Source organism: Glaciibacter superstes DSM 21135, assembly GCF_000421145.1.
GTDB lineage: Bacteria > Actinomycetota > Actinomycetes > Actinomycetales > Microbacteriaceae > Cryobacterium > Cryobacterium superstes.
Map to the genome: position 1 here is coordinate 29,742 of NZ_ATWH01000011.1, position 18,964 is coordinate 48,705.

General features: G+C 64.3%; 23 protein-coding genes. 17 read left to right on the plus strand and 6 right to left on the minus strand.

The annotated features are described in order from the left end of the window. Positions 1 to 8: 8 nt before the first annotated feature. The 3 genes from K323_RS26510 to K323_RS0115365 are packed head-to-tail and all read right to left on the minus strand — an operon-like array spanning position 9 to position 1,758. Positions 9 to 443, minus strand: coding sequence for an Hsp20/alpha crystallin family protein (locus K323_RS26510; RefSeq protein ID WP_022886156.1), 435 nt, complete (start codon positions 441 to 443; stop codon positions 9 to 11). Positions 444 to 497: 54 nt separating this feature from the next. Further along, positions 498 to 1,169 carry a BON domain-containing protein gene (locus tag K323_RS0115360; protein WP_022886157.1) on the minus strand — a complete coding sequence of 224 codons (672 nt, stop codon included), beginning with the start codon at positions 1,167 to 1,169 and terminating at the stop codon, positions 498 to 500. A gap of 40 nt (positions 1,170 to 1,209) precedes the next feature. After that, the gene (locus tag K323_RS0115365; RefSeq protein WP_022886158.1) at positions 1,210 to 1,758 is read right to left on the minus strand and encodes a putative ABC transporter permease; all 549 of its coding nucleotides are present in this window, start codon (positions 1,756 to 1,758) and stop codon (positions 1,210 to 1,212) included. A 293-nt stretch (positions 1,759 to 2,051) separates the two neighbouring features. Here K323_RS0115365 and K323_RS30705 point away from each other — a divergent pair, with 293 nt between their 5' ends. The 6 genes from K323_RS30705 to K323_RS28530 all read left to right on the plus strand — a co-directional run bounded on the left by K323_RS30705 (position 2,052) and on the right by K323_RS28530 (position 7,886). Then, positions 2,052 to 2,174, plus strand: coding sequence for a hypothetical protein (locus K323_RS30705; RefSeq protein ID WP_022886159.1), 123 nt, complete (start codon positions 2,052 to 2,054; stop codon positions 2,172 to 2,174). Between the two features lie 352 nt (positions 2,175 to 2,526). Next, on the plus strand, positions 2,527 to 3,975 hold the full coding sequence (locus K323_RS26515; protein ID WP_022886160.1) for an amino acid permease: 1,449 nt from the start codon (positions 2,527 to 2,529) through the stop codon (positions 3,973 to 3,975). Further along, positions 3,972 to 5,243, plus strand: a complete 1,272-nt coding sequence (locus K323_RS0115380; RefSeq protein ID WP_084697367.1) for an arginine deiminase — start codon at positions 3,972 to 3,974, stop codon at positions 5,241 to 5,243. Before K323_RS26515 ends, K323_RS0115380 begins: the two co-directional genes overlap by 4 nt. Before the next feature lie 15 nt (positions 5,244 to 5,258). Continuing rightward, a complete protein-coding gene (gene argF, locus K323_RS0115385; RefSeq protein ID WP_022886162.1) occupies positions 5,259 to 6,284 on the plus strand; it encodes an ornithine carbamoyltransferase in 1,026 nt (341 codons plus the stop codon). Position 6,285: 1 nt separating this feature from the next. Further along, entirely contained in the window at positions 6,286 to 7,212 is a 927-nt protein-coding gene (locus tag K323_RS0115390) for a carbamate kinase (protein ID WP_022886163.1), read from the plus strand. 80 nt (positions 7,213 to 7,292) lie between these two features. Next, the gene (locus K323_RS28530) at positions 7,293 to 7,886 is read left to right on the plus strand and encodes a P-type ATPase actuator domain-containing protein (protein ID WP_022886164.1); all 594 of its coding nucleotides are present in this window, start codon (positions 7,293 to 7,295) and stop codon (positions 7,884 to 7,886) included. Positions 7,887 to 8,039: 153 nt separating this feature from the next. On the opposite strand, the gene K323_RS30070 is transcribed toward K323_RS28530, so the two are convergent. Beyond that, complete coding sequence (locus tag K323_RS30070; RefSeq protein WP_022886165.1) at positions 8,040 to 8,435, minus strand: protealysin inhibitor emfourin; 396 nt, start codon at positions 8,433 to 8,435, stop codon at positions 8,040 to 8,042. Between the two features lie 165 nt (positions 8,436 to 8,600). Between K323_RS30070 and K323_RS0115405 the strand changes: the two genes are divergently transcribed. Next, complete coding sequence (locus K323_RS0115405; protein WP_022886166.1) at positions 8,601 to 8,948, plus strand: VOC family protein; 348 nt, start codon at positions 8,601 to 8,603, stop codon at positions 8,946 to 8,948. 92 nt (positions 8,949 to 9,040) lie between these two features. Here the strand turns inward: K323_RS0115405 and K323_RS0115410 are convergent, their stop codons facing one another. Both K323_RS0115410 and K323_RS26525 read right to left on the minus strand, forming a co-directional pair. Then, the gene (locus K323_RS0115410) at positions 9,041 to 9,496 is read right to left on the minus strand and encodes a hypothetical protein (RefSeq protein ID WP_022886167.1); all 456 of its coding nucleotides are present in this window, start codon (positions 9,494 to 9,496) and stop codon (positions 9,041 to 9,043) included. A gap of 121 nt (positions 9,497 to 9,617) precedes the next feature. Then, on the minus strand, positions 9,618 to 10,778 hold the full coding sequence (locus K323_RS26525; protein WP_051147400.1) for a M4 family metallopeptidase: 1,161 nt from the start codon (positions 10,776 to 10,778) through the stop codon (positions 9,618 to 9,620). A gap of 91 nt (positions 10,779 to 10,869) precedes the next feature. Here K323_RS26525 and K323_RS0115420 point away from each other — a divergent pair, with 91 nt between their 5' ends. The 10 genes from K323_RS0115420 to K323_RS26535 all read left to right on the plus strand — a co-directional run bounded on the left by K323_RS0115420 (position 10,870) and on the right by K323_RS26535 (position 18,933). Next, positions 10,870 to 11,760: an LLM class flavin-dependent oxidoreductase gene (locus K323_RS0115420; RefSeq protein WP_022886169.1), complete on the plus strand. Its 891-nt coding sequence runs from the start codon at positions 10,870 to 10,872 to the stop codon at positions 11,758 to 11,760. After that, a complete protein-coding gene (locus K323_RS0115425) occupies positions 11,757 to 12,209 on the plus strand; it encodes a PaaI family thioesterase (protein ID WP_022886170.1) in 453 nt (150 codons plus the stop codon). Before K323_RS0115420 ends, K323_RS0115425 begins: the two co-directional genes overlap by 4 nt. 119 nt (positions 12,210 to 12,328) lie before the next feature. Next, positions 12,329 to 13,186: a class II fructose-bisphosphate aldolase gene (locus K323_RS0115430; protein WP_022886171.1), complete on the plus strand. Its 858-nt coding sequence runs from the start codon at positions 12,329 to 12,331 to the stop codon at positions 13,184 to 13,186. A 3-nt stretch (positions 13,187 to 13,189) separates the two neighbouring features. Then, positions 13,190 to 14,008, plus strand: coding sequence for an HAD-IA family hydrolase (locus K323_RS0115435; RefSeq protein WP_022886172.1), 819 nt, complete (start codon positions 13,190 to 13,192; stop codon positions 14,006 to 14,008). Continuing rightward, entirely contained in the window at positions 14,005 to 14,643 is a 639-nt protein-coding gene (gene dhaL, locus K323_RS0115440) for a dihydroxyacetone kinase subunit DhaL (protein WP_022886173.1), read from the plus strand. Before K323_RS0115435 ends, dhaL begins: the two co-directional genes overlap by 4 nt. A gap of 24 nt (positions 14,644 to 14,667) precedes the next feature. Continuing rightward, positions 14,668 to 15,663 (plus strand): dihydroxyacetone kinase subunit DhaK, encoded by a 996-nt coding sequence (gene dhaK, locus K323_RS0115445; RefSeq protein WP_026851711.1) that lies wholly within the window; start codon positions 14,668 to 14,670, stop codon positions 15,661 to 15,663. 77 nt (positions 15,664 to 15,740) lie between these two features. Then, positions 15,741 to 16,166, plus strand: coding sequence for an RbsD/FucU family protein (locus tag K323_RS0115450; protein WP_022886175.1), 426 nt, complete (start codon positions 15,741 to 15,743; stop codon positions 16,164 to 16,166). 46 nt (positions 16,167 to 16,212) lie between these two features. Further along, positions 16,213 to 16,371 carry a ribbon-helix-helix protein, CopG family gene (locus tag K323_RS30550; RefSeq protein ID WP_245571006.1) on the plus strand — a complete coding sequence of 53 codons (159 nt, stop codon included), beginning with the start codon at positions 16,213 to 16,215 and terminating at the stop codon, positions 16,369 to 16,371. Between the two features lies 1 nt (position 16,372). Further along, positions 16,373 to 17,782 (plus strand): HsdM family class I SAM-dependent methyltransferase, encoded by a 1,410-nt coding sequence (locus K323_RS26530; protein ID WP_245571007.1) that lies wholly within the window; start codon positions 16,373 to 16,375, stop codon positions 17,780 to 17,782. Next, a complete protein-coding gene (locus K323_RS26535) occupies positions 17,779 to 18,933 on the plus strand; it encodes a restriction endonuclease subunit S (protein WP_022886177.1) in 1,155 nt (384 codons plus the stop codon). The genes K323_RS26530 and K323_RS26535 overlap by 4 nt, the downstream gene beginning before the upstream one ends. Positions 18,934 to 18,964: the final 31 nt, after the last annotated feature.

Below are 18,964 nucleotides of genomic sequence, written 5' to 3' on the forward strand. Positions count from 1 at the left end.
CCCACCGGTCACGGGGCCGCGTGTCCGGCTCCGATCGCGATCTTCGTCGGTGCCGCGAGCTCCTTCAGCGGCACGGTGACCTTGAGGATCCCGTCGTCGAAGTCGGCCTTGATCTTGCTGTCTTCGGCCTGCTCGGGGAGGGCGATGCTGCGGTAAAAGCTGCTGCTGCTCTCGCGGATCACGTACTTCTTATTCTTGTCCTCCTCCTGTTCGTGCCGCTCGGCCTGGATGACCAGGGCGCCCTTGTCGACGTTTACCGTGATGTCCTTCTCGGCGAAGTTCGGCAGGTGGGCCTCGACGACGAGGGCGTAGTCATGCTCGGTGTAGACGTCCGTGGTCGGCAGCTTGCCGCGCAGGGCGCGGAATAGGCCGTCGTCGAAGAAGTTCCGGCGCAGGGTATCGAGCCCCGCGAAGGGGTCGAAGCGGACGAGATTGCGTGCCATGATGGTGCCCCTTTCTCATGTGGGGCGCGATTGCCGCGCCCCGTCGTGTTTGGATCAGTTGGCCCGGATGACGATGCGGTTGTCGACGTCGGTGACGTGCGGGGAGGCCCAGGCGGCGTTTCCGGCCTGCCGCTTCTCTGCCCAGGACCGCACGGTTCCGGTGAGGGTGACCTTGTTGCCGGACACGGTGGCGTCGATGGTCTTCGCGTCGAGCTGGGCGTTGCGGGTGAGGGCGTTCTTGATGCGCTCCTCGGCATCCACCGCAGACGGGCGCGCGGTCAGGGTGATCATGTTGTTCACCGAGTTAACCCCGCGCAGGTACTGCACGGCGCGTTTGGCGGCCTGGCGCTGGAAGTCCCAGCTGACCTGGCCGGTGAGGGTCACGGCGTGATCCTTGATCTCGGCCTTGACAGTGTCAGTGACGTTGCTGGCCCAGTTGAGGGCGCGCTCGACCTCCTTGGCGATGTCGGTCTCCGTGACCGTCCACCCTGACTTCGGATGCACCACCAGGTCGTCGACGACCGCGGTGACGCCTCGGATGCGCAAGGCGGCGCGCTTGGCGGCGAGCCGCTCGGAGTAGTCGTCGACCTCGCCGGAGAGCGAGACGGCACCGTCCTCGACGGCCACGCCGACGCCGGCGGCGTCCACGTCGGGGGTCCATTTGAGTTCGTCCTGGACCGCGGTCTGGATGTCCTGGTCGCTGCGGACCGGGGTTGCGATGCTCATCTTCTTCGTCCTTTCATCACGTGCGCGAACTGCGCACTCATCAACCGTGCGCCGCCTCGGACTTGTCGTGTAAGGGCCATTGGTCCCGTCGCGGGCCACGGCGAGGCCGGACGGATGGCGATCGAGCCGCAAGGGCGCGGTATCGGACGATGAGGTTCGCGTGCGAGAAAGTGCCGAGGAGGATCATGTCGGGTGCCAATCGGTGGACCAGGCGATCACCCCAGGATTCGATTTCGATTTCGTCGGCATACGCGGTCGCGTCGACTGCACCAACACGTCGCCTGATCCGCCGAAACGCGGCGATCGTCAGAGCCGCGGAGCTCACGGTGAGTGTGACGAGGATGGCCAGCGCGGTCTCGCCGGCCGGGCGCGGGATCGCGGAAATCAGCCGGATGCTCATCGGGTCGAGCAGGTAGATCAGCAGTAAGGACATCAGGCCCCAGGTGATCGCGGACTGCAGCCAGATCCGACCGTGTAGATTGACGGGCTTGTCCCGGTAGTCCCACAACACCATCCCGAACGTCCGCTCCAGCCCTGCGCTCACGGCATACTCGATCGTGGTGCAGATCGCGAGGCCGGCGAGGAACACCAGTAGACGGTTTCGATCACGACTCCGAGGAGACCGTCGATGAAGAACAGCCAGAGGGCGACGTACGCGTCCACGTCCGGCTCCTCTCATGGGTGTCGCCGCGGAACGCGGGTCGTTCGGGCAGCCTACGGACCGCGTCAACCGGCGCGAGGGGCCATAGGTCCTCCCGCCCCAGCAGCGGAGTGGGGACTTTGGACCCTATGCCACATGAGCCAGGCGACAAAGGATGGGCAGTGTCGGATTCCCCGGTCACGCCCGCTAGGGGTGCCCTCCCGGCAGGAAGGAACATCGTCATGAAGACTTCACGACCTCAAGAGCCCGGCGAGACGGTCATCGATCCGGCTGACATCGAGCTGCCCCCGACCGAGCCGATCGACATCACGCCGTTCCTCAATCTGCAGCCCATCCGGGAGTGAGGCATGGTCCCGGGCCTTCAGACCAAGAGGGCAGTGAGCCTTCAGGAGCCAACTCGCCGTGCCAGCCGGGAGCCCGGCATGTTCGCGCATCACGTGAACTGGATCTGGATCCTCGTGCTCATGCTCTCGGCGGCGTTTCTTTTCTGGGCCTGCTCACCTTCGCGGATCCGGTCAAACCAGCCGCCCGGCGATCCCCGGGGTGTGTGGCTCTCCCGGATGGGTGGGCGTCGTCATCGGCATGGTGATCCTTCCCCGCTGCGAGGTCTGGCGTCTATTCGATACCGAAACAGGGCCGAGACGGTAGGACCTTCGGCCCTCACGGATCGGGCTGGACTCCGCGAAGATGGGCGACATGACTACTCCATCGCTCCCCAAGCAGGGTAAGCATCTCGGACTTCCCGCCGCATCCGCCCTGGTCGTCGGTTCCGTGATCGGTACCGGTGTATTCGGTCTCCCCACCGCGCTGGCCGCATTCGGGCCGATCAGCCTCGTCGCGTTCATCCTCGTCACCATCGGCGCCATCGCCCTGGCGATCGTCTTCGGCTGGCTCACCAAACGGGTTCCCGGCTCCGGAGGGCCTTACCTGTATGCGCGGGACGCCTTCGGGGAGTTCGCCGGGTTCCTCAACGCCTGGTCATACTGGCTGACCGCGTGGGCGGGCAACGCCGCCATCGTCGTCGCCCTCACCGGGTACGTGGAGGTGTTCATCAACACCGACCACAACGTGCTCTGGTCGATCGTCATCGCCGTCGCCTGCCTGTGGATCCCGGTGCTCATCAACGTGCTCGGGCTGCGCAGCATGGGCGGCGCGCAGGTCGTGTTCACGATCCTGAAGATCGTGCCACTCGCCCTCATCGCGATCATCGGCCTGTTCTTCCTCAACCCGGCCAACTTCGGCCCGTTCAACTCCTCCGGCACCGACGGCTGGACCGCCCTCGCCGGCGCCGGCGCTGTTGCCCTATTCGCCTACCTCGGCATCGAGACCGCGTCGGTCGCTGCCGGCCGGGTTCGCAATCCCGACAAGAACGTCCCCCGCGCCACGATCTACGGCACCCTCGCCTGCGCCGTCGTGTACATCCTCGGCACCCTCGCCGTGTTCGGCACAGTCAGCAACAGCGACCTGCGCACCTCGACCGCCCCGTTCAGCGACGCCGCCGACGCGATCTTCTCCGGCACCTGGGCCGGTCAGGTGATCGCGGTCGTCGCGATCGTCTCCGGACTCGGATGCCTCGTCGGCTGGACGTTCATCGTCGGCGAAATGCCGCACGCCGCCGCGAAAGACGGCATGTTCCCCCGAGTCTTCGCCCGCGAGGCGCGCGGGATGCCGATCGTCGGTATCCTCGTCTCCACGATCTTCGCGACGCTGCTGACGATCCTCGCCTACACCAGCTTCGAGCAGGTGTTCACGATGGTCGTGCTGCTGACGGTGTTCACCGCGGTCGTCCCGTACCTGTTCTCCGCGGCCGCGCAGATCTACTGGCTGCTCAGCCGCACCCGGTCCACGTCCTGGCCGCACTTCGCCCGCGACATGGTCGTGTCGGTCCTCGCCCTCGCGTTCAGCTTCTGGGCGCTTATCGGCACGGGAGCTGAGGCGACCTTCTACGGGGCGATCGCGTTCCTGCTCGGTGTGCCGCTGTACGTGTGGCTGAAGGTCTCCAACCGCCGCCACGGCATCACGACGACCACCCCGTGGTCGACATCCGTCGTCGTCCCAGACACTCCGGCCGCACTGGTCACCCCTTCCGAACCATCACCGCCGCTCACCGAGCCGGCCACCGCCGGGAAAGGCACACAATCATGACCACCCTCACCCAAACGAGCCCAGCCCCCGCCACGACTACTGCGGAGAGGAGCCTCGGGGTGGACTCGGAGGTCGGGACGCTCCGGCAGGTGATCGTGCACCGGCCCGGGGTCGAGCTGGACCGGCTCACCCCGGACAACTGCGACGAGCTGCTGTTCGACGACGTGCTCTGGTCGTCGAAGGCGCGTGCAGAGCACGACGCGTTCGTCGAAGTACTCCGCTCCCACGGAGTGGTCGTTCACTACTTCGCGGAACTGCTCGCCGAGACCCTCGCATTCCCCACCGCACGAGAATTCTTGCTCGACCGGCTCTGCACACCCGACCGTTTCGGGCCGACCCTTGCACCGGAGCTGCGCCGGCATCTCGACGCCCAGCCCCCGGCCGAGCTCGCGGAGCAGATCATCGGTGGGATCACCATGGAGGAATTCGGGAGCCCAGCGACCGACAGTCTGCTCTGGCAGATCCGCGACCCCCATGGGTTCCTCCTCCCGCCCCTCCCGAACACCCTCTTCCCTCGCGACAGCTCCGCCTGGGCCTACCAGGGCGTGAACGTGAACGTGATGGCAAAACCCGCTCGAGTCCCGGAGACCGTGAACGCCCGCGTCATTTACAACCACCACCCGCTGTTCGCCGCCACGGAGATCGAACGCTACAACCCCGACGAGATCCGGCAGGTATCGGTGATTGAGGGCGGCGACATCCATATCCTCGGTCACGGCACCGTCCTGATCGGCATGGGCGAACGCTCCACCCCGATGGCCGTCGAAACCCTCGCGCAAGCCCTGTTTCGCACCGGGCAGGCCGAGCGGGTCATCACCGTCCCTCTCCCGAAGTCACACGCGACGATGCACCTCGACACGCTCATGACGATGCTCGACGAGCGCACCTTCATCCTCTCGCCATCCCTTGATCGCGAACGCCTGAGCGCCCACTTGATCACCCCCAGCGACGACCCGGACCACCTCGCGGTCGGTCGCGCGGAACTGCTCTTCCCCTTGCTGGCGAAGACGCTCGACGCCGAGGATCTGCGCGTCCTCGTGACGCAGGAGGATCCCAGAGCGGCGGCCCGGGAGCAGTGGGACGATGCGAACAACTTCCTCTCCATCGCTCCAGGTGTCGTGATCGGGTACGACCGCAACGTCGCCACCAACACGATGCTCCGAAAGCACGGTATCGAGGTCATCACGATCGGCGGCAGCGAGCTCGGCCGCGGCCGCGGCGGCTCCCGCTGCATGTCCTGCCCCATCCAACGCGACCCCGCCAACTGAACGGCGACGACAACGATGACCTCGCTCCTGCCGCCTCGGCACCTCCTCGAAGACAGCGACCTCACGCGCGAACAACTCGAGCATCAGCTCGGTGTCGCCGCCCATCTGAAGACCGAACGGGCGAACGGTGTCGAGCAGCAGCGACTGATCGGCAAGACGATCGCGTTGCTGTTCGAGAAACCCTCCACCCGCACCCGCGCCGCATTCGAGGTCGCGATCGACGAGCAGGGCGGGCACTGCACCTACATCGACCCGGCCAGCAGTCACGTCGGGGTGACCGAGTCGATCGAGGACACCGCGATCGTGCTCGGCCGCCTCTACGACGGGATCGCGTTCCGCGGATACGCGCACAACGACGTCGAAGCCCTCGCCCGCTTCGCGGGAGTCCCGGTGTGGAACGGCCTCACCGACCGCTGGCACCCGACCCAGGCTCTCGCCGACCTGCTCACGATGCGCGAGCACGCGGCGAAACCCCTGGAGCAGCTCGCGGTGTGCTTCCTGGGCGACGCGCGCGACAACGTCGCCAACAGCCTCCTCACCAGCGGTGCGCTCATTGGCATGGACGTTCGGATCGCCTGCCCGGACGCTCTCCGCCCCGAGGACGACATCATCCACGCTGCGGGACGGATCGCCGCGACATCCGGCGGCAGGGTGCTGGTCACCGACGACATCGACCAGGCCGTGACCGGGGCGGACTTCCTCTACACCGATGTGTGGGTGAGCATGGGCGAGCCCCGCGAAGCGTGGGCCGAACGCATCCCGCTGCTGCGCCCCTACCGGATCGACCAGGCGATGGTGCAACGCACCGGCAACCCTGCCGTGAAGGTCTTGCACTGCCTGCCCGCCATCCACGACCAGAACTCCCAACTCGGACACGAACTGTTCACCGGGTACGGGCTGGACGGCGCGGAAGTTTCGGACGACGTGTTCCGCTCCCCGCACTCGATCGTGTTCGACCAGGCCGAGAACAGGCTGCACACCATCAAAGCCGTTATGCTCTGCAGTCTCAACCGGTCGCAACCCATCCTCGATGGAGCGTGACATGCGGCTCGTGATCGCCCTCGGCGGCAACGCGCTCCTGCACCGCCACGAACCGCCGGAGGCAGCGACCCAGGTCGCCAGGCTTGCCCTCGCCGCGCCGGCGCTGGCACGACTCGCAGTTCAGCATCAGGTTGTGTTTGTGCACGGCAACGGCCCGCAGGTCGGTCTCCTCGCCCGCGAATCCACCGACGATGCCACCCTCACCGCACCGTACCCCCTGGCTGCGCTCGACGCCGAGACGCAGGGACTGATCGGATCCCTCCTCACGCAGGCACTGCACAACGCGGGACTGGCCGGCCCGATCGTCACCTTGGTCACCCACACCGTCATCGACGCGGACGACCCGGCCATGGGCGAGCCGACGAAGTTCATCGGCGCGGTCTACGACCATCACCGCGCACACCGGCTCGCCGCAGATCACGGCTGGGACATCGCCCGCGACGGCGACGGGTGGCGACGGGTCGTGTTCTCCCCACTCCCACAGCGAATCGTGGAGCTCCACGCCGGAGCCACCCTGCTGGACACCGGCGCGACGGTGATCATGGGCGGAGGGGGCGGGATCCCCCTCACCGACCACGACGGCTACACACCGGTGGAAGCGGTCATCGATAAGGACCACACCGCGGCGCTCCTCGCTCGTGCTTTGGGCGCCGAGCAGCTGGTGATCCTCACCGACGTCCCCGGTGCGCTCACCGACTACGGCACCCCCGACGAACGCGTCATCGGGGACACCACCCCCGGTCTGCTTCGGGCGCTGCCGTTCCCGGCCGGATCCATGGGACCCAAAGTGGACGCGGCCTGCACCTTCGTGGAGAACACGGGCAAACCAGCCGCAATCGGAGCCCTCGAACACGCCGAAGAGGTCGTCGACGGCATCGTCGGAACGCAGATCACGCCGGGGCCTGCGTCGAGAGCCGGTCGGCTATGAGCATGTGTATACCCGGTGATGGCGCGTAGCGTTGGGAAGAGACCACTCGCCAGCACTCCGTACAGGAAAGACGAGGCCGCATGATCCTTCGCCTATTTGTCCGGTTCCGTAGATACCCGCAGGTGCTGGCTGCCCTGGTGGTGGCTGCTGTGGCCGGGATTCAGTTGCTCACGCCTTGGGCGGAGCATGCTCTTTGGCTGCCGACGGTCTTCGCGCTCCTGATGGCGGCGCGATCGGCGTGGAGGATACTGCGCGAGCTGCGGTCCGGGACGTTCGGGGTCGACATCCTCGCCGTGACCGCGATCGGTGCATCCGTCGTAGTCGGCGAGGCATGGGCGGTGATCGTGCTCACCCGCGGCGAGGCGCTTGAGGACTACGCTGCCAACCGAGCCAAGCGCGACCTCACTGCGCTATTGGTTCGCGCCCCGCAGGCGGGACATCGGCTGGCCGCAGACGGGACCACCGTTGAGGTGCCGATCGACACGATCGCGCCCGGTGACCGGTTGATGGTCCGCGCCAACGAGATCGTCCCCGTCGACGGCACATTGATCAGCGATATCGGTACCTTCGACGAGTCCTCCCTCACCGGGGAGAGTCTCCCAGTGGAACGGATCGCAGGCGAGGAGGCCTCAGCGGCGGGGTCAACGGTGCCACTGCTGTTAGACCGAGCGTGACGCGGGCGGCGAAGGACAGCCAGTACGAGCAGATCGTCAACCTCGTCGAACACGCCGCGGCCAGCAAGGCGCCAATGGTGCGACTCACGGACAGGTTCGCGATCCCGTTCACCGTGGTGGCCCTCGCGATCGCCAGTGCGTGCGGCGAAGGTACTACTGAGACTCGCCTGACGGCGGCGCCACTGAACTGTCGTGCGCTATTCCCTGTTCACTGTTCCGTGCGCCCTGCTCGGTGACCTCTTCTTCGCCCTGCTCACCGTGCCGTTCGCGGCCGCTCACCTGGTCGTGGTCATTCACTTCCTTCACCCGGTCGACGAGTTCCCGCCACGGTCCCTGTACCTGCGGCTCGGCCAGTACGACCTCGTGGGGAGCGCACCTGATCCGGTACACGTAGCGGTCCGGCTTCGGTTCGCTGGCTTCAATCTCGTTCCAGGGCAGTCCGTTGATGAGGGTCTGCCACCAGTCGGCATCCGGCTGCATGTCGACCCGAACCTGCCAGGTGACCCTGATGCCCGTGATGCCGCCGCTCCGCGAGACGATGACCTTCATGCGGTGATGCTATCGCGTCGCCCCGCTCCGGTCGACCCCGCACACACCTCGAGTGGAGACCAGGCGGGCCTTACAGGCACACTCTCACCGCAGGATCAATCTCGGAACCCGCAGCGGGACACCCACTTCCTTGTCTTTGTGGCAGCCCTTGCCTAGCCTTGAAGCATGGCTCTTCGTCTCGAGGAAATTGTTGTCGACTGCAGTGATCTTTCGTCGCTCGCGCGATGGTGGCAAGCGGCCACGGGGTGGCAGATCGTTGACGAGGACGGCGACGCAATAGAGCTGGCTCCTGCTCCTGGTCAGACGCCCAGCTTGATGTTCATCAAGGTTGCCGAGCACAAGCAGCATAAGAACCGGCTCCACCTCGAATGGGTGCCCGACGATCAACAGGCGGAGGTCGAGCGACTCATCAGCCTTGGGGCCAGCCGCCTCGACATCGGTCAGGGCAGCGCATCCTGGGTTGTGATGGCCGATCCGGAAGGAAACGAATTCTGCGTCTTGGCCGCGCGTTAGCCCTGCGCATATTCTCCCGCCCCGCGAAGAGCGACTGCCCGCATCGGCGTCACACGCTGTTCGTCGATACGAACGTTGCATCGCAGCAGGAACTACTCGAGATCCTTCAGCGTCAAGATCTCGGGGATGCGGTCCCCATCCTGGCTCGATCTCACGAAGCCGTCGGCGTCCGCCTTGTAGATGCCGGCTACAGCTCCGGTTATGTAGAACTCGTTGGCAGCAGCGTTCGGCAGCTGGGTCGGTGTGAGGAACACGAGGTACCGGTTGCCCGGTTCCAAATAGGGCGTATCGGCTTGGGTGCCGGGTTCGCCCATTTGACGAATCACGACAGTCGACCCTTCTTCCAGGCGAGACGGCATATCGACGGCCGATTTTGCAAGATCGGGTGGTTGCACTGCCGCTACAACCACAACCGTCGCGGCCGTGTAAGCGGACGAATCTTCACCTGCCGCGACGCTGTTGCGATCCTCCACCTGAACTTCCACGACAGCGGTGCTGTCGGCGATCAGCGCGCTGAGCGAGTCGTAAATCTCGTGTCTCGATCCCACTGACCCGCTGCTACACGCAGACAACATCACCATGGTCAACGCCGCTAAGGAAGCAACGAGCGACGAGCGTGTGTGAGACCAGCGGTTCATGGCGTGTTCCTTTTCGGCAGCGTACTCACTTTCAGTGAGGGGAGTTCATGCCAGTACGGTCATCCGACTGGCTCTTGGTGACGCCGACGGTCACCCAGGCTGAGGCCACCGCTTTGTGCTCCGGCGAGCCGTCTCCGAACAACCGAAACGCCGTCTTCGAGGTGGCTTCGGCGAAGCCGGCAAAATCCACGGTTGCGCTGAGGTCACCACCGGTGAGGGTCTGATACCAGATGTGGCCAGGGGCGTCCCACGCGTTACCGCCAAGGGAATCGGCCACCAAGTAGAAAGCACGGTTCGGGATGCCGGAATTCAGGTGCACCCCGCCGTAGTCGTCGTCAGTCTCGACATAGTCCGCCATGCTGGCCGGCTGGGGGTCTTTGCCGAGGACATCATCGTTGTACGCAGTTCCGGGCGCCTTCATCGAACGGAGGGCGTTGCCCTCGACCTCATCGGTGAACAGGCCCTCGCCGATCAACCAGCTGGCCTCGGCGGTCGACTGGCCCTTCGCCTTCTGTTCGACAAGGGAACCGAACACATCTGAGACCGACTCGTTGAGCGCGCCGGACTGCCCGCGGTAGACGAGGTTCGCGGTGAACTGGGTTACACCGTGGGTGAGCTCGTGGCCGATCACTGACAGCGACACAGTGAAGCGGTTGAACACCTGCCCGTCGCCGTCTCCGAAGACCATGCGCTGGCCGTCCCAGAAGGCGTTGTCGTACTTCTCGCCGAAGTGCACGGTGGCGTTCAGTGGCAGTCCATTGCCGTCGATCGAGTCCCGCTCGAATGCGCTCCAGAAGAAGGAGTATGTCTCGCCGAGCCCGTCGTAAGCCTCGTTGACGGTGACATCGGCGACAGGAGGCTGGCCCTCCACGCGCACCAGCCGGCCCGGCAGGTCTTCGCGGCCGACGGCATCCGAAACGCTGCGCCTCGGTGAACCGGGAGTCGCCGGCTCCCGCGCAGGATGCGGCTTCGTTGGCCGAGCAGACGGATGCGGCGACGGTTCAGGCGCGCGCACGTCGCGGATGGGCGCGTCGCGCAACAGCGAATGCCGGGCAGCGTCTGAAGCAGCCGCGAACCGCGGGTCGTCGAGCCGCGCCAGTCGCAGGAGGAGGTACGGCGGAACGATGCCGCAGCGCGCCGAGGAAAGGGAATCAGCGGAAGAGGCGCCGGGGGAGTGAACTGTGCCTGCCATGAACCGAGTCTTACACCCACGGGTGACATCGGGATGGATTGCCAGAATCCGGTCACCGACAAAGATCGGAACCGGTCCGTAGACTCGCATCATGCGCTTCGGAATCGTCATACTCCCGCAGGATCCGTGGGCCGAGGCCCGTCAGAAGTGGATGAGGGCAGAGGAGTTCGGCTTCGACCACGCCTGGACCTACGACCACCTGTCCTGGCGCACACTCGCCGACCAGCCGTGGCACGCCACCATACCGACGCTGACCGCTGCTGCCGCCCAGACCGAACGCATCCGTCTCGGCACGTTCGTCACCTCACCGAACTTTCGCCAGCCGGTGCCGTTTGCGAAGGACATCGCCACTCTCGACGACATCTCCGGTGGGCGTTTCCTTCTCGGTGTCGGTTCCGGCGGCACCGGCTTCGACGCCTTTGTGCTCGGTGGGCGTGAGCTGAGCCCTCGCGAGCGTCACGAACGCTTCGCCGAGTTCGTGACCGGTCTCGACACGCTGCTTCGCCACGAGGAGCCGGGAAGCGGGGGAATCAGCTTCGACGGCGACTGGTTCAGCGCGGTGAACGCCAGGATGGTCGGGCGGCCGGCGCAGCAGCCGCGCGTGCCCTTTGTGATTGCGGCGAACGGTCCGAAGGGCCTGCGGCTGGCCGTGACACACGGTGCGGGCTGGGTGACAACGGGAGCCGATGGGGTCGAAGGCGATGAATGGTGGCGTTCAGCGCGCGACCTCGTCAAACGCATGGAAGACGTGGCGGTTGCAGAGGGCCGTGACCCCGCGAGTGTTGACCGTTATCTGTCCCTTGACAGTGGCGGGCAATTCTCGCTGGAGAGTATCGACGCTTTCGAGGACTACGTCGGCCGGGCATCCGCGCTCGGCTTCACCGACGTGATCAGCCACTGGCCGCGAGCCGACGGCATCTACGCCGGCGACGAAGCCGTTCTGGAGCACGTTGCCGCCCGCCTGGACGGGCTTCGCTCATGACATCGCTCGCCGACGAGGTCGGCCCTGGACTGACCGGGCTTGAACAACTCAAGGCGTTGATCGAGTCGGGCCGTTCGCCTGGCATCGCCGAGTCGCTGAGATTCAGTCTGGTGGAAGTGGACGAGGGCCGCGCGGTTTTTGAGGGTGTCCCGGACAATCACGCATTCAACCCGATCGGCACGGTGCACGGAGGCTATGCTGCCACGCTGCTCGACAGCGCCTGTGGGTGCGCTGTGCACTCCAGGCTGAGTCCGACGCAGGCGTACACGACGCTCGAGCTCAAGGTCTCATACCACCGGCCGATGACAGCAGACACCGGGCTGGTGCGCGCGGAGTCGACGCTCATTTCCTTCGGCCGCCGGGCCGCGTTTGCACAGGCCACGCTGACGGATGCCGCTGGCCGGATTCTCGCGTCGGCCACGTCGACGCTGCTCGTCTTCGAGCGCTGAGGTCTGGCAATACCGTGCGCATTTCGCAGGGCGTCGAGGGGTAATTGGCCCCCGCGGGCTTGTTGCCCGCGGCACCGATTAGGCCTAGCATGACGATCGAAGATGCTTGGAGGCCACCCGTGGGTGTTTCAACACTGAAAGACATCGTCGACCGTGCATTTGCCGAGCGCTACGGTGTCCCTGCTATCAATATCGTCAATGACCTCACGATGGAGGCCGTTCTGGCGGGCGCTGTCGAAGCGCGGTCTCCTGTCATCGTGCAGACCTCGGTCAAGACTGTGAAGTCGATCGGCTCCAGTGTGTTGTTCGCGATGTGGGAATCGATGACTGCCGGGATCGAGGTGCCGGTTGCCCTGCACCTCGACCACTGCCCAGACCGCGACGTCATCACGGAGTGCCTCGAGCAGGGGTGGAACTCTGTACTCTTCGACGCATCCGTTCTCCCGGTGGAAGAGAACCAGCGCCAGACCATCGAGGTGGTGAAGCAGGCGAGGGAGTTCGGCGCTCACGTCGAGGGCGAGATCGAGGCCATCACCGGGGTGGAAGACGGAATCGGCTCGCACGAGGAAGCCGCCAGGCAGACGCTTGAGGTGTCGCTTCGGTTCATCGAGGCGACCGGAGTCGACGTCTTTGCGCCGGCGATCGGCAATGCGCACGGGGTGTACAAGCGGGAACCGGTCCTGGACTTCCAGCGCGTCACCGACATCATCGATGCGCATCCGATCCCGATCGCGCTGCATGGCGGCAGCGGTCTCACCGACGCGCAGTTCAGCGATCTGATCGCCCGTGGCTGTGCAAAGGTCAACATCTCGACGGCGCTGAAGATCACGTACATGAAGTCGAACCTCGACTACCTGAAAGACGCGGAGGCTCGTGATAAATGGGACCCTCCGGCGCTGTTCAGCCACGTGCGTGGTGACATCGTCGCGATGACCAGGAGTCTCGCCGAGCAATTCGGCAGCGCAGGCCGGGCATAGACCATGCCGGCGCTCATCTTCGATTGCGACGGGGTACTGGCCGATACCGAGCGAGACGGGCATCTCCCCGCCTTCAACCAGACGTTCTCGGAGTTCGCGGTTCCCGTGCACTGGAGCGACGCGGAGTACGCGGAGAAGGTGAAGATCGGCGGCGGCAAGGAACGCATGGCGAGCATTCTCACCGCAGAACTCGCCGCCGAGATCGGACTGAGCGACGACCCATCGGACTGGTCAGACACCATCGCGAGCTGGCACCGGCGCAAGACTGCCATCTACACCGAGCGCGTGGCAGACGGGGTCATGCCGGCCCGGCCCGGAATCCTTCGGATCACAACGGATGCCGCGGCAGCCGGCTGGACACTGGCCGTCGCGTCGACGTCGGCAGAGGCATCCGTTCGCGCCGTTCTGCAGCACGCGGTCGGTGACGAGTTGGCACACCGCTTCAGCGTGTTTGCCGGGGATATCGTCACGGCGAAGAAGCCGGCACCAGACATCTATCTGCACGCGTTGCGCGAACTCGACCTCGACGCATCCGACGCCGTTGTCATCGAAGACAGCGAGAACGGCCTGCGTGCGGCGCTCGCCGCCGGGCTGCGCACAGTCGTCACCGTCAGCAGTTACACGGCAGAGGAGGACTTCTCCGGCGCGTCGCTGGTGGTGTCGTCGCTGGGTGACCCCGATAGCCAGCCCATCACGATCCTGTCGAATCCGCTGGATCTGGCGACCGGGGCGTATGTCGGTTTGTCCGACATCGAAGCAATTCTGCGACACCAGAACCTCAAACAGCCGAATCCCACAGATTCGAACCAGGAGAACCGATGACCGAGTCGAGCCTCGCTGACACCGAATTTGTGGTGCACAGCATCGCGCAAACGGCCGTAGACAATGAGCGCGAGTTCGGTGACCTCGATTCCGTCGTCGGCGACGGCGACTTCGGCTACTCCCTCGCTCGCGGATTCGAGATTGTGCTGAGCGACTGGGACACCTTCGATCGCAGCGCACCCTCTGCGTTCCTGCAGAAGATCGCGATGGTCATCACCAGTCGCATCGGCGGCACGTCAGGACCCATCTGGGGCACCGCATTCCTGCGCGCCTCGACAGCGATCAAGGGCAAGGAAGAACTGAGCGGTGCGGATGTTGTCAGCATGCTCAGGGCGGCAGTCGACGGTATCAAGGCCAGGGGCAGTGCAGAGCTCGGTGACAAGACTCTCCTCGATGCCCTGGTGCCGGCGACCGATGCGCTGGAAGCCGAGATTGCGGCCGGCACGGATGCCGCGGGCGCACTGGCCAGGATGGCCGCAGTGGCGAGGGAGCAGGCAGACGCGACAACGAGCATGATCGCCAGACGTGGTCGGGCCAGTTATACGGGTGAGCGCAGCATCGGCTCTCCCGATCCTGGCGCGGTCGCAGTGGCCGTCATTCTCGAACGGTTGAGTGCCGAATTCTCGGCGCGCTGATGGAAAGCAATGGAGCTGGGAGAAATGAAAAAATTCGTCAATGATCCGAAGCAGTTTGTGCCGGAGATGCTCTCCGGCATCGCTCTGGCGAACCCCGACACGCTGAAATACGTTCCGGAGTACAACCTGATCATGCGTTCTGACGCACCGAACGCCAACAAGGTGTCGATCGTGCAGGGTTCTGGTTCCGGGCACGAGCCCGCCCACGTGATGGTGGTGGGGAAGGGCATGCTGGATGCCGCGTGCCCCGGTGATGTGTTCGCCGCGCCGCCGATGGACTACGTCTATGAGACGACAAAGCTCGTCGCTTCACCCAAGGGTGTGCTGCTGCTGGTGAACAACTACACCGGCGACAAGATGGCGTTCGAGATGGCACAGGAGATGAGCGAAGCCGACGGCGTCATCGTCAAGACGCTGTTCATCGATGACGATGTGTCGGTGCAGGATTCCACCTACACCGTCGGGCGCCGCGGGGTCGCGGGCAACTTCTTCGTGATGAAGGCCGTCGGGGCGGCAGCCGAAGCGGGCGCGGACCTCGACGAGTGCATCCGCATCGGCGAGAAGGTCAACAGCGTGACCCGCACCATGGGCATGGCGCTCACCTCGTGCACGCCGCCGGCGAAGGGGTCGCCGTTGTTCGAACTGGGCGACGACGAGATGGAGATGGGAGTCGGCATCCACGGCGAGCCCGGTCGTCGTCGGGCGAAGCTGGCCTCCGCGAATGAGATCGTCGATGAGTTGCTCGAGGCCGTGGTGAGCGATCTCCCGTACGCTTCGGGTGATCGAGTGGCGCTGATGATCAACGGGCTTGGCGGTACTCCGATCAGCGAGCTGTACATCCTCTATGGGCGCGCGCACCAGCAGCTCGCAGAGCGTGGCATCACCGTCGGCCGCAGCTACGTGGGCGAATACTGCACCTCTCTCGACATGGCAGGCGCCTCCGTCACGCTGGTGAAGCTCGATGAAGAGATTGAAGGGCTTCTGGAAGCACCGGCGGAGGTGGCCGTCAGGATCTTCTGACCGGGCTTTTCCGGTCAGGCATGGTCGGTACGAGCGGTAGGTTTTCTCTGGACGACGATTCGCTCAGAAAGAGGACCATGCTGAAGAACATCGACCCGTTGCTCAGCGGCGATCTGCTCAAGTTGCTGACCGAGATGGGCCACGGTGACATCGTGGCGCTCGTCGACCGCAACTTCCCTGCCTACCGCTACGGCAAAACCGTCATCCGCCTCGATGGCGTCGGCGTCGAGGCGGCGGCCCAGGCGATTCTGTCGGTGTTCCCGGTAGACGCGTTTGTCGAGTCGCCGATCGAGCGGATGCAAATCGACGATCAGCCAGACACGGTGACGGATGTCGCGGCCGCCGTCTCGCGCATCGCCACGGCTGCGGAGGGCAGGGAAATCGTTGCGCTCGGAGTCGAGCGTCAGGAGTTCTACGTGCGCGCGGCATCCGCCCAGTTCCTGGTGCAGACCGGTGAGACCGTTCCATACAGTTGCTTCCTCCTGCGCAAAGGCGTCGTCTGACAACCGTGTTACACGTAGTTCAATTGAGGTGAACAAGGAGGGCGCGATGGCATCTGTACGTCTTGATGCCCGGCAGGAGGCGGCGCTGGAGAAGCTCGCGGCTGAGACCGGTCGAACGAAAACCTACTACGTCAAGCAAGCGCTCGATCGCTACCTCGAAGATCGAGCAGCTCACGTACCTGCTTTTCATCAAGCGGCTCGATGAGTTGCACACCCTCGAAGAGAACAAGGCGAACCGGCTCGGTCGCCCGATCGAGAACCGCATCTTCCCAGAGGGCAACGACGTCACGGCACGCCAGCCGCGCCCGTACAACGACCTGCGCTGGTCGGTATTCACCAACCGTTCGCCGCAGGAGATGTACGAGATCCTCGACCAGCACGTCTTCCCGTTCCTGCGCCAGCTGGGCGCAGACGGCTCCAGTTATGCACGCAACATGAAAGACGCCCGCTTCACCATTCCTACCGCGGAACTCCTGGTCAAGGTTGTCGACCTGCTCAATGACATCCCGATGAAAGACCGCGACACCAAGGGCGACATCTACGAGTACATGCTCTCGAAGTTGGCCACCTCTGGCACCAATGGTCAGTTCCGCACCTCGCGCCACATCATCAAGCTGATGGTGGACATGACCGCGCCGACACCAGATGACACGATCATCGACCCGGCCGCAGGCACCGCCGGGTTCCTGGTGGCGGCGGGGGAGTACCTGCACGACCACCACGGCGAGATCTTCACGGATGCCGCGCTGCGCGAGCACTACAACCAGAAGGCGTTCACGGGGTATGACTCCGATGCGTCGATGGCTCGCATCGGAAGCATGAACCTGCTGCTGCACGGGGTCGAGAACCCCACGATGGAGCGCGCGGATTCACTCGCGGAAAGCCACCCGAGAACGGATGCTTACACTCTCGTTCTCGCGAATCCGCCGTTCGCGGGCAGCCTGGATTACGAGACGACCGCTAAGGATTTGCTGCAGGTCGTCAAGACGAAGAAGACGGAACTGTTGTTCCTCGCCCTGATGATTCGGGTGTTGAAGTATGGCGGGCGAGCTGCTGTTATCGTGCCGGACGGCGTGTTGTTTGGGTCGTCGAAGGCACACAAAGAGCTGAGACGGATGCTGGTGGAAGACCACAAGCTTGAGGCGGTCGTGAAGCTGCCGAGTGGCACGTTCAAGCCGTACACGGGGGTGTCGACGGCGATCCTCTTCTTCACGAAGACGAGTTCAGGTGGAACCGACAACGTCTGGTTTTATGACGTGCAGGCCGATGGTTTCTCGCTCGACGACAAGCGCACTCCGCTCGACCCCGCGATCCACGAGCAGAACAATCTCCCCGACGTACTCGCCCGGTGGCAAACCCTCCCAAGACCCGGTGCCACCCCGCTCGCGGCGAGCCCCGAAGCCGCCCGCCCTCGAACCGCCCAATCCTTCCTCGTCCCGAAGGCTGAGATCGCTGCCCAAGGCTACGACCTCTCTCTCAACCGCTACAAAGAGGTCGAGCACGAGCACGTCGAGCATCGTTCGCCCGCCGACATCCTCGACGACCTCGCCGCTCTCGATGCTGAGATTGCGGCCGGCCTCGCAGAGCTCCGTCGTTCATTGTCTCCATCCGCATGAGCTTCGAAACTGTCGTGCTTGGTTCTGTGCTGTCTGTCGACAGCCGATCCGTCATGCCTGAGGCAATCTCCGGCGGCACGACGTACGTCGGCCTCGAAAGCATCGGAAGGTCGGGAGCGCTCGACGAGTCGATTACTGTCCGTGGCGGAGAGCTAAGGAGCAACAAGTTTGCGTTCGACAGACGTCACGTGTTGTTCGGCAAGCTTCGTCCCAACCTCGGAAAGATAGCCCGTCCAAGCGGCTCGGGCGTCTGCAGTACCGACATCTATCCGCTTCTGCCGAGCGACAGACTCGACCGCGGGTATCTGGCCCACTTCCTTCTTCGACCAGAATCGATAGAAAAGGCGGCGTCTCGCACATCGGGGGTCAACCTACCGCGAATCAGCGCAGCGGTGTTGAATTCATTCGAGATCCCCCTCCCGCCCCTCCCCGAGCAGCGTCGAATCGCGGCCATCCTCGACCAGACCGACGAACTCCGCACCAAACGGCACCGCGCGCTCACCCTCCTCGACCAGCTCGCCGACTCCGTCTTCGAGGAGATGTTCGATTCCTCTCATGATTCCTCTCATGATTCGTCCACTACGTCGGCGCTGGCGAACCATTGCCTTCAAATCACCGATGGGGAACATCAGACTCCCAGGAGAACCATGAGCGGACACAAGCTCTTGTCGGCAAGGAACGTGCGAAACGGCTACCTCGACTTCACGTCCGTCGACTACGTAGGCGACGATGAATACGCGCGGATTGCGAAACGTTGTCGACCCGCTGCGGGAGATGTTCTCATTTCTTGTTCTGGTTCCGTTGGCAGAGTGGCGATGATTCGTTCGGACGAAGAGTTTGTGCTTGTAAGAAGTGTCGCCCTCGTCAGGCCCGACGCGTCGATCGATCCCGTGTACCTCGAGCAGTATCTGCAGACACCGCGGATGCAGGAAGAGATGAAGAAGAGGGTGAACCTTTCTGCGCAGGCCAATCTCTTCCAGGCGCAAATAAAGAGTCTCCCAATTTATGTGCCACCAATGAGTGAGCAGATTTCGTTTTCACGCAGGTTTGAGCTGATATCGACGGAGCGAGACAAGCAGCGTGAAGGAATTCGGTATTTCGACGAGCTCTTCGCTTCACTTCAACATCGAGCCTTCCGAGGAGAACTGTGAGCAAAATACCTGAGCCGCGTGAGGAAGCTAC

Coding starts and splice junctions, on each gene's coding strand:
- K323_RS26510 (WP_022886156.1), bottom strand. CDS start 443: ATGGCACGCAATCTCGTCCGCTTCGACCCCTTCGCGGGGCTCGATACC.
- K323_RS0115360 (WP_022886157.1), bottom strand. CDS start 1,169: ATGAGCATCGCAACCCCGGTCCGCAGCGACCAGGACATCCAGACCGCG.
- K323_RS30705 (WP_022886159.1), top strand. CDS start 2,052: ATGAAGACTTCACGACCTCAAGAGCCCGGCGAGACGGTCATCGATCCG.
- K323_RS26515 (WP_022886160.1), top strand. CDS start 2,527: ATGACTACTCCATCGCTCCCCAAGCAGGGTAAGCATCTCGGACTTCCC.
- K323_RS0115380 (WP_084697367.1), top strand. CDS start 3,972: ATGACCACCCTCACCCAAACGAGCCCAGCCCCCGCCACGACTACTGCG.
- argF (WP_022886162.1), top strand. CDS start 5,259: ATGACCTCGCTCCTGCCGCCTCGGCACCTCCTCGAAGACAGCGACCTC.
- K323_RS0115390 (WP_022886163.1), top strand. CDS start 6,286: ATGCGGCTCGTGATCGCCCTCGGCGGCAACGCGCTCCTGCACCGCCAC.
- K323_RS28530 (WP_022886164.1), top strand. CDS start 7,293: ATGATCCTTCGCCTATTTGTCCGGTTCCGTAGATACCCGCAGGTGCTG.
- K323_RS30070 (WP_022886165.1), bottom strand. CDS start 8,435: ATGAAGGTCATCGTCTCGCGGAGCGGCGGCATCACGGGCATCAGGGTC.
- K323_RS0115405 (WP_022886166.1), top strand. CDS start 8,601: ATGGCTCTTCGTCTCGAGGAAATTGTTGTCGACTGCAGTGATCTTTCG.
- K323_RS26525 (WP_051147400.1), bottom strand. CDS start 10,778: ATGGCAGGCACAGTTCACTCCCCCGGCGCCTCTTCCGCTGATTCCCTT.
- K323_RS0115420 (WP_022886169.1), top strand. CDS start 10,870: ATGCGCTTCGGAATCGTCATACTCCCGCAGGATCCGTGGGCCGAGGCC.
- K323_RS0115425 (WP_022886170.1), top strand. CDS start 11,757: ATGACATCGCTCGCCGACGAGGTCGGCCCTGGACTGACCGGGCTTGAA.
- K323_RS0115435 (WP_022886172.1), top strand. CDS start 13,190: ATGCCGGCGCTCATCTTCGATTGCGACGGGGTACTGGCCGATACCGAG.
- dhaL (WP_022886173.1), top strand. CDS start 14,005: ATGACCGAGTCGAGCCTCGCTGACACCGAATTTGTGGTGCACAGCATC.
- dhaK (WP_026851711.1), top strand. CDS start 14,668: ATGAAAAAATTCGTCAATGATCCGAAGCAGTTTGTGCCGGAGATGCTC.
- K323_RS0115450 (WP_022886175.1), top strand. CDS start 15,741: ATGCTGAAGAACATCGACCCGTTGCTCAGCGGCGATCTGCTCAAGTTG.
- K323_RS30550 (WP_245571006.1), top strand. CDS start 16,213: ATGGCATCTGTACGTCTTGATGCCCGGCAGGAGGCGGCGCTGGAGAAG.
- K323_RS26535 (WP_022886177.1), top strand. CDS start 17,779: ATGAGCTTCGAAACTGTCGTGCTTGGTTCTGTGCTGTCTGTCGACAGC.